Genomic DNA, 16,614 nt, shown 5'->3' on the forward strand with positions numbered 1-16,614 from the left:
GCGCTGCGCCTCACCCCTCCTGCGCTTATCGTCGTCGTCCCCGACCTGCTCGGCGGGCGGCAGCGTTCGCCAACACCGTCCGCCGCACGGACACAAACTCAGGCCGGACGCACCGGCTTCCGCCACGGAAAGCTGATCCGCACCAGCAGGCCGGACAGGTGCGGGCTGCCGGCCAGTTCGATGCCGGCGCGGTGGGCGCGGCAGATGTCGCGCACGATGGCGAGCCCCAGCCCGCTGCCGCCGGGCGCGGCGTCCGGCAGCTGGTGGAAGCGCTCGAACACGACCTGGCGCTGCGCCGCCGGGATGCCGGGGCCGGAATCCTCCACCTCCAGCACGAGCCGGGTGCGGCGGCTGCCCGGGCGGGTTTCCTGACGCAGCCGCAGCGTCACGGTGCCGCCCTCCGGGGTGTGGCGGATGGCGTTGTCGACCAGGTTGGCCAGCAGCTCTTCCAGCAGCACCTCGTTGCCGGGCAGGATGGCGTCGAGATCGGGCGGCTCCCGCTCCAGGCCGAGATCGAGCCCCTTGCCGCGCGCCTCCTTGAGGCGTGCCACGCACACCCTTTCGGCCAACCTCGTCAGCGCCACCGGGTCGTCGTGCCGCGCCGTGCCGGCGGGGTCGCTGGCGGCGTCGAGGCGGGCCAGCAGCAACAGCTGGTTGGTGAGCCGGGTGGTGTGGCCCAGGGTGCGGCGCATGTCCTCCAGGCACTCGCGCAGCAGCGCCGGGTCGTTCTCGCGCAGCGCGTGCTCGGCCTGGGTAGTGAGCACCGCGAGCGGCGTGCGCAGCTGGTGCGAGGCGTCGGCGGCGAAGCGCTGCTGGCGCGCCAGCAGCTGTTCCAGGCGCCCGGTGTGCTGGTTGATCGCCGCCACCAGCGGCACGATCTCGCGGTGCACCTCGTCCAGCGGCAGCGGGCTCAGGTCGGCCGGCTCGCGCGCCGCCACCTCGCGGCTCAGGCGGCGCAGCGGGCGCAGCATGTTGACCAGCGCCAGCGCCACGAAGCCCACCGCGCTGAACACCAGCAGCCCCTGGCCCCACAGCGTCTGGCGCAGCACCATGCCGGCGATCGCCTCGCGCGCCTCCAGCGTCTCCGCCACCTGGATCTTCACCATGCCTTGCAGGCCGCCCTCGTTGACCGGCTGGAACAGCGTGGCGACGCGGATCGGCTGGGCGCGGTAGACGGCGTCGTGGAAGTGCACCAGCGCCGGGTAGAGGTCGGAGCGCGGGGTGCCGGCCGGCATGTCGGGCAGGTCGTCGTAGCCCGACAGGTACTCGCCGGAGAGGCCGCTGACGCGGTAGTAGAGCCGCCCGCGGTTGTCGTATTCGAAGGTATCGAGCGCGACGTAGGGCACCGTCACGGCGACCTTGCCGTCGTGCACCTCGAGCTGGTCGGCGATGATGCGCGCCGAGGCGAGCAGGGTGCGGTCGTAGGCGATATTGGCGGCCTCGCGTCCGCTGCGGTAATCGAGCGCGACGTTCACCGCCCACAGCACCACCAGCGGCAGCAGCAGCCACAGCAGGAACTGCCCGAGCAGGCTGCGCCGCGCCGGCAGCCAGCGCGTCCGGCGCATCACGCCGCCGTGGGCCTCACGCCGGACGCGCGCCATGGCGCTCTTCCAGCAGGTAGCCCAGGCCGCGCAGCGTGGTGATGGCGACGTCGCTGCCCTCCAGCTTCTTGCGCAGGCGGTGGATGTAGATCTCGATCGCCTCCGGGTTGACCTCGTCGTCGAGCGAGAACACCTGGCTGAACAGGCGCTCGCGGTTCACCGGCTGGCCGGCGCGGCGCATCAGCGCCTCCAGCACCGCGTGCTCGCGCCGCGTCAGGACGAGCCGCTCCGTGCCCAGCCGGAACAGCCGCTCCTGCTTGTCGAACACCAGCGCGCCGCAGCGGAGCGGCTCGTTGTCGTGTCCCTGGTGGCGACGCAGCAGCGCCTTGAGGCGCGCCTCCAGCTCCACCAGTTCGAACGGTTTCACCAGGTAGTCGTCGGCGCCCAGTTCCAGTCCCTCCACCTTGTCGGAGAGCTCGCCGTGCGCGGTCAGGATCAGCACCGGCAGCGTCTGGTGACGCGCCCTGAGGCGCACCAGCACGTCCTTGCCGGACAGGCGCGGCAGGTTGAGGTCGAGCACCACGAGGTCGTAGGGTTCGGTTTGCAAGGCGGTGTCGGCGTTCAGGCCGTCATGGATGACGTCGACGACGTAGCCGGAGGCGGTGAGCGCGCGCGCCAGCCAGCGCGCGAGATCGGCCTGGTCTTCTACAAGCAGGATGCGCATGGTTTTTTTACGACAGTCGGATCTGTCGGGAAAGTGGGTGAAAGGTTGATGAAAGCAAGCGCGACTAGTATCGCCCCACCAAGCCCCCCAACAGGCTTGAATCTGGCTTCCGGCCGGCCTGACTCCGGACGGGAAAAGCCGTTGACAAGGGTTGCCTCGCGCCGCCCCGCTGTCAAGCCACAATTATTAGAGGAGACTGCAACAATGACCCGTTTAGCTCATCGCATCGCCCTGCTCGGCGCTGGCGCCACCCTGGCGCTGGCGTCCTTCGCCGCCCTGGCCGAGCCGGCCCGTCCCGAATGCATCGCCCCGGCCAAGCCCGGCGGCGGTTTCGACCTGACCTGCAAGCTGGCGCAGTCGGCGCTGATGGACAGCAAGGCGCTGCAGAACCCGATGCGCGTGGTGTACATGCCGGGCGGGGTGGGGGCGGTGGCCTACAACGCCATCGTGGCGCAGCGCGCCGACGACGCCAACGCCATCGTGGCGTTCTCCGGCGGCTCGCTGCTCAACCTGGCGCAGGGCAAGTTCGGCAAGTACAACGTCAACGACGTGCGCTGGCTGGCCGGCATCGGCACCGACTACGGCATGATCGCGGTGCGCGCCGACTCCCCCTACAAGACCCTGAAGGACCTGATGGCGGCGCTCAAGGCCAATCCGTCGCAGGTGGTGTTCGGCGCCGGCGGCACCGTGGGCAGCCAGGACTGGATGAAGTCGGCGCTGGTGGCGAAGAAGGCCGGGGTCGACTTCAAGCAGATGCGCTACGTCGCCTTCGAAGGCGGCGGCGAGACCTTCACCGCCTTGCTGGGCGGCCACGTGCAGGCGGTTTCGGGCGACATCGGCGAAGCCGCGCCGCAACTGCAGGCGGGCAAGATCCGCGTGCTGGCGGTGCTGGCCGACAAGCGCCTGCCGGGCGACCTGGGCTCGATCCCGACCGCCAAGGAGCAGGGCTACGACATCTCCTGGCCGATCATCCGCGGCTTCTACGTCGGCCCGAAAGTGTCCGACGCCGACTACGCCTTCTGGGAAAAGTCGTTCAAGAAAGTCATGGCCAGCCCGGAATTCGCCAAGCTGCGCCAAAACCGCGATCTCTATCCGTTCAGCATGACCGGCAAGGAACTGGACGCCTACGTCAAGAAGTCGGTCAAGGACTACCAGGCCCTGGCCGGCGAGTTCGGCCTGATCAAGTAATTCCCCCCTGTCGTCGTCCCTCGTCGCCGCGTCGTGCGCGCGCCGGGTGCACCCGGAGTCGGGCCGCCCCGTGCGGGTGCTCGGGCTCCCGCGTCCCGGCGCGGGCCGAGCGCGTGGCTGACGCGCGCCGACGGCAGGCGGCTCTCACCTCATGGCGGGAGCGGCCGGCTGGCCCGCTCCGGCTTTTCTGGATTGGAAGGACCTGGACTATGAGCGATCGCATTTTTGCCGTGCTCTGGTTGCTGCTGTGCGCCGGCATGGCGGCGGTGGGCTGGGGCATCAGCACCGAGTTCGCCTACGAGCCGGTCGGCCCGCGCGCCTATCCGCTGCTGATTCTCGCGCTGATGGCCGTGTGCTCGGCCTGGCTGCTGTTCAAGCCGGGCGAGGCGGTGGACTGGCCGCGCGGCGCCCTGCTCAAGAAGGTGGCGGTGATGATCGTCGCGGTGCTGCTGTACGCGCTGATCTTCGAGTCGGCCGGCTTCGCCGTGGCCACCGCGCTGTTGACCGTCGCCATCGGCCGCCTGTTCGACGGCAAGTGGCTGCACTGCGCCGTCGGCGGCGTGGTGATGGGCGTGGCGCTGTTCTATTTCTTTGACCGCCTGCTGGACGTGCCGCTGCCTGGCGGCCTCCTGCTGGGCTGAGGGGACAACTCTATGGATACCCTGGGATTTCTCGGCCAAGGCTTCGCCGTGGCAATGAAGCCGGGCAACCTGCTGGTGGCGCTGATCGGCTCGTTCATCGGCACCATCGTCGGCATGCTGCCGGGCTTGGGCCCGATCAACGGCGTGGCCATCCTGCTGCCGCTGGCGTTCGCCCTCAAGCTGCCGCCGGAAACCGCGCTGATCCTGCTCGCCGCGGTGTACATGGGCTGCGAGTACGGCGGGCGCATCTCGTCGATCCTGCTCAACGTGCCGGGCGACGCCGGCGCCATCATGACCGCGATGGACGGCAACCCGATGGCCAAGCAGGGCAAGGCCGGCGTGGCGCTGTCGATCTCGGCCTGGAGCTCGTTCGTGGGCTCGGTGGTGGCCATCGTCGGCCTGGTGCTGTTCGCGCCGCTCCTGGCGGGCTGGTCGCTGGCGTTCGGCCCGGCCGAGTACTTCGCGCTGATGATCTTCGCCATCGCCTGCTTGGGCGGCATGGTCGGCGACAAGCCGGTGAAGACCATCCTGGCGGCGCTGATCGGCCTGTTCATGGCCACGGTGGGGGTGGACGCCAACTCCGGCGTGTACCGCTTCACCTTCGACGACATCCACCTCGCCGACGGCATCCAGTTCATCGTGGTGGTGATCGGCTTCTTCTCGGTGAGCGAGATCCTGCTGATGCTGGAGCAGACCCATACCGGCGAGACGGTGATCAAGCAGACCGGACGCATGATGTTCAACCTGCGCGAGATGGTCGAAACCTGGTGGTGCACGCTGTACTCCTCGGTGATCGGCTTCGTCATCGGCGTGCTGCCGGGCGCCGGTGCCACCATCGCCAGCGCGGTGACCTACATGACCGCCAAGCGCCTGCACGACAAGGAAGGCACCTTCGGCAACGGCGACATCCGCGGCGTGGCGGCGCCGGAGGCGGCCAATAACGCCTCGGCCTGCGGCTCCTTCGTGCCGATGCTGACCCTCGGCGTGCCGGGATCGGGTACCACCGCGGTGATGATGGGTGCCTTGACGCTGTACAACATCACCCCGGGCCCGATGCTGTTCACCCAGCAGCCGGACATCGTGTGGGGCCTGATCGCCTCGCTGTTCGTCGGCAACATCCTGCTCCTGATCATGAACATTCCGCTGGTGGGCGTGTTCACGCGCATGCTGTCGGTGCCGCTGTTCCTCCTGGTGCCGGGCATCGCCGCGATCAGCACGGTGGGGGTGTACGCGGTGCACAGCACCACCTTCGACCTGGTGATGATGGCGCTGCTGGGGGTGTTCGGCTACCTCTTGCGCAAGATGAGCTTCCCGATGTCGGCGCTGATCCTGGGCTTCGTGCTGGGCGAGATGCTGGAGCAGAACCTGCGCCGCGCGCTGTCGATCTCCAACGGCGACCTGCACATCCTGTGGGAGAGCCCGATTTCCCTGGGGCTGTGGCTGATGGCCGGCGCCATGCTGGTGGTGCCGCCCTTGCTGCGCCTGCGCCGCCGGCGCAAGTCGGCCCAAGCCATCGCGGTTTCCACGGTGTAACTCCCCTTGCGCCGCCCCGAAAGAGGCGGCGCTTTTTTTACTTCTTCTTCGCGCCGCCATGAATACCGATAGAATGCGCCCCGTTCTCGCCACGCTGCTGCTGGCGCTGCTGGCCGCCTGGCTGCTCAGGGCGCTGCAGCTGCCCTTGCCGTGGCTGGTGGGGCCGCTGTTGGCGACCGCCGGCGGGCGTCTCGCCGGGCTGTCGCTGCAGGGGCCGCGCTGGGGGCGGGCGGCGGGGCAATGGGCGATCGGCAGCGCGCTCGGGCTGTACTTCACCCCCGAGGTGGTGCGGCTGTTGGGCGGGCTGTTGCCCTACCTGCTGCCGGCGGCGCTGTTCGCCTTCGTGCTGGCCGGGCTGGGCGCCCTGCTGCTGCAGCGCTGGAGCGGGCTCGACCATGGCTCGGCGTTCTTCGCCTCGATGCCGGGTGGGGCCTCCGAGATGGCCAACCTGGCCGAGCGCCACGGCGTGCGCGTCGACATGGTGGCGGCGGCGCACAGCCTGCGCATGCTGCTGGTGGTGACGCTGATCCCGGCGCTGTTCACGCTGAGCGGGGTGCACGGGGCGGATCTCTACCACGCCGCCGGGCGCACGCTGCACTACCCCGGCCTGCTGCTGCTGGGCGCCCTCGGGCTCGCCGCCGGATGGGTGTGGTCGCGTTTGCGTCAGCCCAATCCATGGATGATCGGCCCCTTGCTGGTGACGGTCTTGCTGACCGCTTCCGGCATCGAACTGTCGGCCCTGCCGCCCTGGGCCAGCCCGCTGGCCCAGCTCTTGATCGGCTGTTCGCTCGGCAGCCGTTTTTCCCCGGGTTTCTTCCGCGTGGCGCCACGTTTCCTCGCCGCGGTGGCTGCCAGCAGCGGCGTGCTGATGCTGGCGGCAGCCGCCTTCGGCGGGGCGCTGGCCTGGCTCGCCGGGCTGAACCCGGCCACGGTGATGCTGGGCACCACGCCCGGCGGCATCGCCGAGATGTGCCTCACCGCCCATGCGCTGCAGCTGGGGGTGCCGGTGGTCACGGCGTTCCAGGTGTGCCGCATGCTGTGCGTGGTGCTGCTCACCGATCCGCTCTACCGGTATCTGGCGGTCCGCCTGGCCCGGCGCTAGCGATAGGTATTTCAACGTTTATTTAGGATGGATAGCAATGCTCGAATTACTCTCTGATGGCGCGTTCTGGCTGGCCCTGCTGCAGATCGTCGCCATCGACATTCTGCTCGGCGGCGACAACGCGGTGGTGATCGCGCTGGCCTGCCGCAAGCTGCCGGAAGCGCAGCGCCGCCAGGGCATTCTGTGGGGCGTGGCCGGTGCCATCGTGCTGCGCATCGTGCTGATCGCCTTCGCGCTGCAGTTGCTGGCGCTGCCTTTCCTCAAGCTCGGCGGCGCGCTGCTGCTGCTGTGGATCGGGGTGAAACTGCTGCTGCCGGACGACGATGAGCACGACATCGCCGGCAGCACGCATCTGTTGGGCGCCATCAAGACCATCGTCGTGGCCGACGCGGTGATGAGCTTCGACAACGTCATCGCGGTGGCCGGCGCGGCCAACGGCCATCTCGGGCTGGTGGCGTTCGGCATCGCCATCAGCATTCCGATCATCGTCTGGGGCAGCCAGTTCGTGCTCAAGCTGATGGACCGCTTCCCGCTGGTGATCACGCTAGGCGGCGGCCTGCTGGGCTGGATCGGTGGTTCGATGCTGCTGGGGGATACGGCCCTGTCGGGCTGGACGCGTCACCTGCCGCTCTGGTCGCATCAGGCGGGCGGGCTGGCTGGCGCGGTGCTGGTGATGCTCACCGGCACCTGGTTGGCGCGCCGCCAACAGGGGCTGTCTGCCGTCCCGGCCGGCGAGAGCGGCTGATTCCACACGCCGCTGCCGCCGCACCGCCACGGGGCGGCGGCCGTTTCCCATCCCGCCGGGCGCGTGCTCCTCGCGGCGAGCGCGCTCGGACAAGGCACCATGCGTGCCATCCCACCGGTGCGGCCATGTCGCCGGCTATGCATTTTGGTTGGAAGTGACTATATCTTCTTCATGGCGGCATGCCATGGAAATTCCCGTTTGAATGGCATTGACGCTGTGGCAGGATATCTGACGATGACGACCGGATTCTTCATGCGCGCAGGTGCGGATCTCCGGCGTACAGGCCAATAAGGGCGCTGCATGGCACGCTGCTGAGACGGGTTCCAAGCCGTTTTGCACGCCTTCCCCCGATTGCTTTCGCCGGCAGCGCTTTTTCTCCATCCACCCTGGAAAACTGGCATGCAACCACCCCGCGTCAGTACCAACCGCCGCCTGCTGAGTTTCGCCTGGCCATTCGTCGTGGCCGTGGTGCTTTTGGTGCTGCTAGGCGGGTTGAGCCAGAACGTGCTGTCGGCGGTACGCGCCTACGTCGCCGGCGAGAGCCTGTGGTCGAAGGGCCAGAAGGATGCGGTCTATTATCTCGAGCGCTACGCCGAGACCGGTTCCGAGCTGGCCTACCAACAATACCGCGACGCCATCCGCGTGCCGCTGGCCGACAGCAAGGCGCGCCAGGCGCTGGATCGTCCCGATCCTGACACAGCAGCCGCCGCCGTGGGGTTTCTGCAGGGGGCCAACGACCCGGACGACATCCCCGAGCTGATCTGGCTGTTCCTGCGCTTTCGCCGCGTCAGCTATCTCGATCAGGCCATCGCCTACTGGACCGAGGGCGATCGCCTGCTGGGCGAGCTCGATCAGGTAGCCCAGCGCTTGCGTCAGGGCATGGCGAACGGCACCCTGAGCCCGGCGCAAGCCGGTGAACTCAAGCTCCAGATCCAGGAGATCAACCGGGAAGTCACGCCGCTGGAGAACGCCTTTTCCAACGTGCTGGCGGAAGGCGGACGCGTCATCCAGCGCCTGCTTGCCGCCGTCAACCTGGTCGCCGCCACCGTCCTGATCCTGTTCGCCTTGCTGCGCACGCGCCAGCTGATCCGCCAGAGCGAGCTGTTCGAACAGGCTCTGGGGGAGAGCGAGGAGCGCCTCGCCCTCGCGGTTAATGGCAGCGACTACGGCATCTGGGACTGGAACATCGCCGAAGGCAGCGTCTATTATTCGCCGCGCTTCAAAGCCATGCTGGGCCTGGCCGAGCATGAGCTGGAAGACTCCATCGGCGCGTTCTGGGCGCATCTGCACCCGGACGACACGGTGCCGACGCGCGACAGCCTGGAGCGGCACCTGGCGGGCGAGGGCGGCTACGACGTCGAGTACCGCCTGCGCACCCGCAACGGCGGCTATCGCTGGTTCCGGGCGCGCGGCCAGGCCCTGCGCGACGCCGCCGGGCGGGCGGTGCGCATGTCGGGCTCGATCTTCGACATCACCGACCGCAAGTTGGCCGAAGGCGCCCTGCACGCCGAGCAGGAGCGCGCCCAGGTCACCCTGGCCTCAATCGGCGACGCCGTGATTACCCTCGACGGCGGCGGCCAGGTCGACTACCTCAATCCGGTGGCCGAGCAACTGATCGGCCACCCGCTGGCGCAGGCGCATGGCCGTCGCCTGGGTGCCTTGTGCTGCCTGCTCGAGGAGGGGCTGTCGCCGGAGCGGCCGGTCCGTCTCGAGCCGCTGCTCAACGAGGTGGCGCCGCCCGGCGCCGGGCGCAACCTGCTGCTGGAGCGGCACGACGGCTCGCGCGTCTCGGTGTGCATGGTGAGCGCCCCGATCTTCGACAGCCAGGGCGGGGTGTCCGGCAAGGTGCTGGTGTTCCACGACATGACGCGCGAACGCCTGTATATCGAAAGCCTGTCCTGGCAGGCCAGCCACGACGCCCTCACCGGGCTCACCAACCGCCACGAATTCGAGCGCCGCCTGACGCGGCTGCTGGAGGCCACCGTCGGGCGCCAGCAGTACCACGTGCTGATGTACCTCGACCTCGACCAGTTCAAGGTGGTCAACGACACCTGCGGCCATGCCGCCGGTGACGAGCTGCTGCGCCAGGTGTGCGTGCTCTTGTCCCAGCAGCTGCGCGAGGGCGATACCCTGGCGCGCCTGGGCGGCGATGAATTCGGCGTGCTGTTGCAGAACTGTCCGCCCGAAGCGGCGCTGCCGGTCGCCGAGAAGCTGCGTCAGACCGTGTGCGACCTGCACTTCAGCTGGAATGGCCAGCCGTTCGCGATCAGCGCCAGCATCGGAGTGGTGCACATTTCCGGGGTGCCGACCACGCTCAAGGAGGTGATGCGCGCCGCCGACGTGGCCTGCTACATGGCCAAGGAAAAGGGGCGCAACCGGGCGCAGCTGTACGCCGCGGACGACGCCGAACTGACCGTCCGCTACGGCGAAATGGAGTGGGTGCAACGCTTGCACCGCGCGCTGGAAGACGATCGTTTCCGCCTCTACGCGCAGACCATCGCCCCGCTCGGCGAGGGCTCGGCCGCACCGCATTTCGAGCTGCTGCTGCGGCTGCTCGACGAGTACGGCATGCTGGTGCCGCCGAGCGCCTTCATCCCGGCCGCCGAACGCTACAACCTGATGGCGACCATCGATCGCTGGGTGGTGAGCACGGCGCTGGCCATGCTGGCGGCGCGGACCTCGCCGGGCAGCGAGTGGACCTGTGCCATCAACCTTTCCGGCGCCTCGCTGTGCGACGACGATTTTCTCGGTTTCCTGCGCGCCGAGCTCGCCGGCAGCGGCATCGATCCGGCGCATCTGTGTTTCGAGGTGACCGAGACCAGCGCCATCGCCAACCTGGCCTGCGCCACCGAATTCATGCGCGAACTGCGCCAGCTGGGCTGCCGCTTCTCGCTCGACGATTTCGGCGCCGGCATGTCGTCGTTCGGCTACCTCAAGCACCTGCCGGTGGATTTCCTGAAGATCGACGGCGGCTTCGTCAAGGACATGCTGGACGACCCCGTCGACCACGCCATGGTCGAGGTGATCAACCACATCGGCCACGTCATGGGCAAGCAGACCATCGCCGAGTTCGCCGAACACCCGGGCATCCTGGAGGCGCTCAAACGCATGGGGGTCGATTACGCCCAGGGCTACGGCGTGGCCAGACCGCTGCCGCTGGCCGAGGTGCTCGCCCAGCACTTTCCCGCCACCGCGCACGACGTCGTGCCGTCCTTGGCGCCCGCCGGCGGCCAGCCGGGTTGCCCGCAGCAGCACGTGTGAGGCGATCCGGCCGGCGCGATGAAGGCCTCCGGGCGGGCCCGCTCAAGGAGATGGCCGGCTATGCGCCGGGGCGCGTGGGCCAGCAGGGCCGGAGCCGGGCGAGCTGTTCCGCCGCGCGGCGCGTTTCGCGTATCCGGGGTGAATGGGCGGGGCCGGGGAGGGGCCGGCGCTCACTCCGCCAGGAACAGGTAGCCCATGCCGCGCACGGTCTGGATCCACGACAGGCTGTCGGGGCGCGGCGGCAGTTTCTGGCGGATGCTGCAGACGTGCACGTCGATGCTGCGGTCGAAGCGTGCCAGCGGCCGGCGCAGCGCCTGCTGCGACAGTTCGTGCTTGCTGACGATGCGCCCGGCGTGGCGCACCAGCACTTCCAGCAGGTTGAACTCGGTGCCGGTCATCTCCAGCGCCCGGCCGTCGCATTCGGCGTGGCGGCGCGTCGGCCACAGCGTGAGCGGGCCCGCCGCGAGCGGGCCACACACGGTGGGCGCTGCCGTAGACGGGGCACGCCGCAGCAGCGCCTTGAGCCGCGCCACCAGGGTGCGCATGGCGCAGGGCTTGGTGACGTAGTCGTCGGCGCCCAGCTCCAGCCCCATGATGCAGTCGATGTCGTCGCCGCGCGCGGTGAGCATCAATACCGGCACCTGGCTGTGCTGGCGCAGGCGGCGCAGCACCTCGATGCCGTTCAGGCGCGGCATCATGACGTCGAGCACCACGATGGCGTAGCGCCCGGACAGCGCTTCACGCAGGCCGCTTTCGCCGTCCGCGGCGCGGCTGACCCGGAACCCCTCCTGCCCCAGATAATCGGCGAGCATGGCGCTCAACTCGATATCGTCGTCGACAAGCAGCACGTGGGTCATGGGCGAGGGTCTCTGGGGCGCGGGGAGGGCACGATCATAGCAGCCGCTTGCGGTGGCACCACGCAGCTTTACCTGGATTTACCCAAGTCAAAAATCTTTACCGGACTTTGCCTTCGGTTAACGCCCGTTAACCGTCGTTTGCCCCAGCATGCCCTGTCGCGAGGCGTGGCCGGCGGCTGCCGGCCACGCCTTCGCCCTGTACAGCTCAACCCCTTTCTGCGAGGTGATAGTCCGATGTTCCGGCGAGTGATGGGCGGCACGGCGCTGGCGTGCCTGCTCGGTGCATGCAGCAGCGTTTCTCCTACCGCGGTCAGCGGGCCGACCACGGTGCGGCCCGGCTACGCGCTGGCCAACCTGGAAAATCGCAACCAGGGCGGGATTTTCCGCGCCGGCAGCGCGCACCTGCTGTTCGAGCAGCAGAGCGCGCGTTACATCGGCGACATCGTCAAGATCGAGATTGCCGAGAGCCTGTCCGGCAGCAACAAGTCGGGTACCAGCGGCAGCCGCAAGAACGCGCTGAAGGTGGCGGGGCCGGGTGCCGGCTCGTCGATGACCGGCCTGTTGAAGTGGATCTTCGACATCGACGTCGACGCCTCGGGCAGCGACAGCTTCAGCGGCAAGGGGGAGAACACCAACAGCAACGTGCTGAAGGGCAAGCTGGCGGCCTCGGTGATCAACATCCTGCCCAACGGCAACCTGGTGGTGGCCGGCGAGAAGAGCATTGCCCAGCACGGCAACTCGAACACGCTGCGCTTTTCCGGGGTGGTGAGTCCGAACGACATCAAGGCCGGCAACCTGGTGTCGTCCGACAATGTCGCCGACGCCCGCTTCGAGCTGGGCGGGCGCGGCCTGGTGGCCGACAGCAACAGCCGCAGCTGGATGCAGCAGTTCCTGGTGGATACCTTGTCGTTCTGGTAAGAACCTGTTTCCGATCTGCTGCGCGTCGGCGATACCGTGTTAAAAACGTCTTCGGAATGCTCATTTACCCCGTGTAAATTCCGCTTCCTCAGCCGTTTTTGCCTTGCCTCGCTCTGGCTCGCGAGATCGTAAACCGGTTCTAAGCGCCGGGCCGGTCGTGTCAGTTGCCCGCCAGCACGGCATCCACCAGCGGGGCGAGCTTCTTGCGCGTCGGCGTCCACTTGTCGTAGCCCATTACCCCCATCTCGTAGTTGGCGCTGGCCAGTACCGTGCCGTTCTGGCGCAGCGTCAGCGCGGCGTAGCTCAGGTACGGCGCGTAGTCGTCGCCGAAGGAGCGCTTTTCCCACTGCAGGAAGGCGGTGTAGGCGAGTTCGGCGCCGCAGCCGGAGGGCTGCATGCCGGCCTCGTACACCCGGCTTTCGATGGCGTGGCGCTGCAGTTCGCTCTGCAGCGCCGGCACGAAGTCGGGCAGCGCCACGCCGCGGTTCCACTCGATGCAGAGGTTCTTGACCGGGGCGTGGGGGTGGAGAATGGTGTTCTGCGTCGGGCCGGGAGTCATCGAGGCGACGCCGGTGATGGCGACGCTGATCAGCTTGATCGCTTCCAGGGTCGGGTCGGGCTGCATCACGACGCAACCCGGCAAGGCCAGCAGGGACAGCATGGCAAGGGCGGATTTGTACACCACGGGCACTACCTGTGACGGATGAACGCGACGGTCATGATAGCGGCGGACAGCGCCCGCCCGGTCCCCATTTACCCATCTTTACCCGCCACGCCGCCGCCCAGCGCCTGGTACACGGTGACCTGGTTGGCCAGCTGGTTGTAGCGGTTCTGCAGCAGCGCGATGTCGGCTTGGCGGCGCGTTTCCTGGGCTTCCAGCCAGTCCTTGAGCGCGGCGGCGCCGGCGCGGTAGCGCACCTCGTACAGCCGTTCCGCCTGGCTCGCGGCGGAGAGCGAGGCTTCCAGCTTTTCCCCCTGCGCCTGGTACTGGCGGCGCGCCGACAGCGCGTTTTCGACATCGGCCAGCGCCTGGTACAGGGTCTGGCGGAATTCGACCACGGCCTGCTGGTACTCGGCCTCGGACACCTTGCTATTGAGCTGCATTGCGCGCCATTGCAGGAAGGGCAGCGTCAGCCCGGCGCCCAGCGTGGCGACCGGGTTGCTCAGCGCCTGGGACAGCGTCGTGCTGCTCGAACCCAGGCTGCCGGTCAGGCTGATGTCGGGGTAGTAGCTGGCGCGCGTGGCGTCGCCGCTGGCTAGCGTTGCGCGCAGGCGCAGCTCGGCGGCGGCGAGGTCGGGACGGCGCGCGAGCAACTGGGCCGGCACGCCGGCGGCGATCGCGGGCAGGGCGTGCTCTGGCAAGCGTTCCAGCTCCTGGAAGCGGCTGCCCGGCGGGTCGTCGAACAGCAGCGACAGCGCGTTGCGCGCCTCGGCCAGTTGCTGCATGAGTTCGGTGTGGCTGGCCTGCTGGCTCGCCAGGGTCTGTTCGGCGTTGAGCAGGTCGAGCTGCGAGGCGGCGCCGGCGGCTTTCTGCGCCCGCACCAGCTGCCGCGTCCGCTCGGCATAGGCGATGCTGTCCTGGCTCAGCGCGAGGCGCTGCTTGAGGTAGCCGATCTTCCAGTACAGTGTGGCGGTGGTGCCGATCAGCGACAGCCGCGTGCTTTGCTTGTCCTGTTCGGTGGCCTTGGCCTCCCAGACCTTGGCGTCGCGCTGGTGGGCGAGCTTGCCCCACAGGTCGAGCTCGTAGCTGACGCTGGCGCTGACGGCGTGGCTTTGCGTGGTGCCGCCGTGCTTCAGCGAGTGACTGGCGCTGCTGTCGGCGCTGGCCGCGAGGCTGGGGCTGAGCGCGTCGTCGGCGAGGTCGGCGGCGAGCCGGGCGCGGCGCACCTTCAGCGTGGCGGCGGCGAGGTCGTTGTTGCGCTCCAGCATCAGCTCGATCAGGGTGTCGAGCTCGGCGTCGCCGAAGCGCTGCCACCAGCGCTCGAGGTTGGCCGAAGACGCCGTGGCGGCGCTGCCGGCTTGGGCGTGTTCCCACGCCGAGGGCAGTTTCAGTCGGGGCGTGCTGTAGGGGGTATCGTTCAGGGCGGCGCAGCCGCTCAGCGCGAGGCCGAGCAGTACGGCGGCCAGCAGGGGTTTCATCGTCATATCCTTCACTCCCGCGCCAGCGCGACCACCGGGTCGAGCCGCGCGGCGTTGCGTGCCGGCAAAAAGCCGAACAGCACGCCGATCAGGGTGGAGCAGGCGAACGCCGCGACGATCGAGCCGGCGGAGTAGACCATGCTGAAATTACTGCTGAAGTGGTCGAACGTCATGCCGACCAGCAGCGACAGGCCGACGCCCAGCACGCCGCCCATCAGGCACACCAGCACCGCCTCGATCAGGAACTGCTGCAGGATGTCGCCCTGCCGTGCACCCACCGCCATACGCACACCGATCTCCTGGGTACGCTCGGTGACCGACACCAGCATGATGTTCATCACGCCGATACCGCCCACCACCAGCGAGATCACCGCGATCATCGACACCAAGAGCGTCATGGTGGCGGTGGTCTTCTCGATGGTCTGGCGGATGCTGTCGGTGTTCATCACGTAGAAGTCCTGACTGCCGTGGCGGCGCTTCATCAGCTTGACGATGCCGGCCTCGGCGGCGCTGCTCGACACGCTGTCGCCGATGCGCACCGTGACGCTCTTGAGGTAGTCCTGGCCCAGCATGCGGCTCATCACCGTGCTGTAGGGCAGCCACAGGTTGAGGTTCTCATCGTTGCCGAAGGCGCTGTTCTGCTTCTTGCTGACGCCGATCACCCGGGCCGGCACGCTGCCGACCAGGATCACCTGGCCGACGGGGTCGAAGCCGGCGCCGAACAGCGCCTTGCGCGTGTTCGGGTCGATCACCACTTCCTGCGCCTTGCGCCGCACCGCCCCGGCGTCGAAGGCTTTGCCGAGGTCCAGCTCCACGCCCTTGACGCGGAAGTACTGCTCGCCGACGCCCTTCACCTGCGCGCTCACCGCCACGTTGCGGTAGCGCAGCGTCACCGAACTGCTGACGCCGGGCGTGACGCTGTCGACAAAGCTCTGTTGCGTCAGCACCTCGGCGTCGCGCGCGGTCAGGGTGTGGATGGCGTCCGCCTTGCGGTCGCCGAAGCCGGCGCCGGGGAAGATGTCGATGGTGTTGGTACCCATCGAGCTGATGTCCTTGAGGATGCGCTGGCGCGAGCCTTCGCCCAGCGCCACCACCGACACTACCGAGGCGATGCCGATGATGATGCCGAGCATGGTCAGGAAGGAGCGCAGGCGGTGTGCGGTGAGCGCGCGCCAGGCCATGCGGAACGCCTCGCCGAAGCGGCCAGCGGCGGCGCGCCAGGGCGAGCCCGCTGCACCGGCGTGGCCGTGCGAGGGCAGGGCGGCGGCGGCCGGCCGAGCGGGTGCGGTGGTCGGCGACGATCTCGCCGTCGCTGATCTCGATCACCCGGTCGGCGTGCTCCGCCACCTTGCTGTCGTGGGTGACGATGATCACCGTGTGTCCTTCGGCGTGGAGCTCGCGCAGGATGGTCATCACCTCCTGGCCACTGTGGCTGTCGAGCGCGCCGGTCGGCTCGTCGGCCAGGATCACGTCGCCGCCGTTCATCAGCGCGCGGGCGATGCTGACGCGCTGCTGCTGGCCGCCGGAGAGCTGCCCGGGGCGGTGACCGGTGCGTCGGCGCAGGCCAAGCCGGGTCAGCAGCGCGTGCGCGCGCTCGTGTCGTGTCGGCGCTGCCTTGCCGGCGTAGATTGCCGGGATTTCGACGTTGCCCAGCGCGCTCAGATCGGGCAGCAGGTGGTAGCGCTGAAAGATGAAGCCAAAGTGTTCGCGGCGCAGCCGTGCCAGCTGGTCCGGCGTCATCGCCCCGGTCTCCTTGCCGCGCACGCGGTAGCTGCCGCGGCTGGGGCGGTCGAGGCAGCCCAGGATGTTCATCAGCGTGGACTTGCCGGAGCCGGAGGCGCCGACGATGGCGACCATCTCGCCGGCCATGATCTGCAGGTTGACGTCGCGCAGCACCGCCACGGTGTCGTCGCCGGCCTGGAACTCGCGGGTGAGCCCGCTGACTTCGAGCAGGGGAGTGGCCAT

The 16,614-nt window shown here is 68.6% G+C and carries 12 protein-coding genes and 1 pseudogene; 7 read left to right on the forward strand and 6 right to left on the reverse strand.

Translation table 11 applies throughout. The features are described 5' to 3' along the window. Positions 1 to 98: 98 nt before the first annotated feature. Together FURADRAFT_RS21285 and FURADRAFT_RS01845 are read right to left on the reverse strand one after the other, a co-directional pair. Positions 99 to 1,601 (reverse strand): sensor histidine kinase, encoded by a 1,503-nt coding sequence (locus FURADRAFT_RS21285; protein WP_008952395.1) that lies wholly within the window; start codon positions 1,599 to 1,601, stop codon positions 99 to 101. Beyond that, positions 1,582 to 2,265 carry a response regulator gene (locus tag FURADRAFT_RS01845; protein ID WP_008952396.1) on the reverse strand — a complete coding sequence of 228 codons (684 nt, stop codon included), beginning with the start codon at positions 2,263 to 2,265 and terminating at the stop codon, positions 1,582 to 1,584. Before FURADRAFT_RS01845 ends, FURADRAFT_RS21285 begins: the two co-directional genes overlap by 20 nt. 204 nt (positions 2,266 to 2,469) lie before the next feature. Between FURADRAFT_RS01845 and FURADRAFT_RS01850 the strand changes: the two genes are divergently transcribed. From FURADRAFT_RS01850 to FURADRAFT_RS01875, 6 genes are all read left to right on the forward strand, one after another. Then, positions 2,470 to 3,453 (forward strand): Bug family tripartite tricarboxylate transporter substrate binding protein, encoded by a 984-nt coding sequence (locus FURADRAFT_RS01850; RefSeq protein ID WP_008952397.1) that lies wholly within the window; start codon positions 2,470 to 2,472, stop codon positions 3,451 to 3,453. Positions 3,454 to 3,662: 209 nt separating this feature from the next. Then, a complete protein-coding gene (locus tag FURADRAFT_RS01855; protein ID WP_008952398.1) occupies positions 3,663 to 4,094 on the forward strand; it encodes a tripartite tricarboxylate transporter TctB family protein in 432 nt (143 codons plus the stop codon). Positions 4,095 to 4,106: 12 nt separating this feature from the next. Beyond that, entirely contained in the window at positions 4,107 to 5,627 is a 1,521-nt protein-coding gene (locus FURADRAFT_RS01860) for a tripartite tricarboxylate transporter permease (protein WP_008952399.1), read from the forward strand. Between the two features lie 58 nt (positions 5,628 to 5,685). Next, complete coding sequence (locus tag FURADRAFT_RS01865; RefSeq protein WP_008952400.1) at positions 5,686 to 6,729, forward strand: AbrB family transcriptional regulator; 1,044 nt, start codon at positions 5,686 to 5,688, stop codon at positions 6,727 to 6,729. 37 nt (positions 6,730 to 6,766) lie between these two features. Continuing rightward, complete coding sequence (locus FURADRAFT_RS01870; protein WP_008952401.1) at positions 6,767 to 7,474, forward strand: TerC family protein; 708 nt, start codon at positions 6,767 to 6,769, stop codon at positions 7,472 to 7,474. 399 nt (positions 7,475 to 7,873) lie between these two features. Next, positions 7,874 to 10,735, forward strand: a complete 2,862-nt coding sequence (locus tag FURADRAFT_RS01875) for an EAL domain-containing protein (protein WP_008952402.1) — start codon at positions 7,874 to 7,876, stop codon at positions 10,733 to 10,735. Between the two features lie 170 nt (positions 10,736 to 10,905). Here FURADRAFT_RS01875 and FURADRAFT_RS01880 read toward each other — a convergent pair whose 3' ends face one another. After that, positions 10,906 to 11,592 carry a response regulator transcription factor gene (locus FURADRAFT_RS01880; protein ID WP_008952403.1) on the reverse strand — a complete coding sequence of 229 codons (687 nt, stop codon included), beginning with the start codon at positions 11,590 to 11,592 and terminating at the stop codon, positions 10,906 to 10,908. 234 nt (positions 11,593 to 11,826) lie between these two features. Here FURADRAFT_RS01880 and FURADRAFT_RS01885 point away from each other — a divergent pair, with 234 nt between their 5' ends. Continuing rightward, positions 11,827 to 12,510, forward strand: a complete 684-nt coding sequence (locus tag FURADRAFT_RS01885) for a flagellar basal body L-ring protein FlgH (RefSeq protein ID WP_008952404.1) — start codon at positions 11,827 to 11,829, stop codon at positions 12,508 to 12,510. Between the two features lie 160 nt (positions 12,511 to 12,670). Here the strand turns inward: FURADRAFT_RS01885 and FURADRAFT_RS01890 are convergent, their stop codons facing one another. The 3 genes and pseudogenes from FURADRAFT_RS01890 to FURADRAFT_RS19860 all read right to left on the reverse strand — a co-directional run bounded on the left by FURADRAFT_RS01890 (position 12,671) and on the right by FURADRAFT_RS19860 (position 16,614). Further along, complete coding sequence (locus FURADRAFT_RS01890) at positions 12,671 to 13,195, reverse strand: cell division protein FtsI (protein WP_150104983.1); 525 nt, start codon at positions 13,193 to 13,195, stop codon at positions 12,671 to 12,673. Between the two features lie 68 nt (positions 13,196 to 13,263). Continuing rightward, complete coding sequence (locus FURADRAFT_RS01895; protein WP_008952406.1) at positions 13,264 to 14,649, reverse strand: efflux transporter outer membrane subunit; 1,386 nt, start codon at positions 14,647 to 14,649, stop codon at positions 13,264 to 13,266. Positions 14,650 to 14,660: 11 nt separating this feature from the next. Then, positions 14,661 to 16,614 (reverse strand): annotated as a pseudogene (locus FURADRAFT_RS19860) (MacB family efflux pump subunit).

The sequence above is a fragment of the Pseudogulbenkiania ferrooxidans 2002 genome, from assembly GCF_000174355.1.
Taxonomy (GTDB): Bacteria; Pseudomonadota; Gammaproteobacteria; order Burkholderiales; family Chromobacteriaceae; genus Pseudogulbenkiania; species Pseudogulbenkiania ferrooxidans.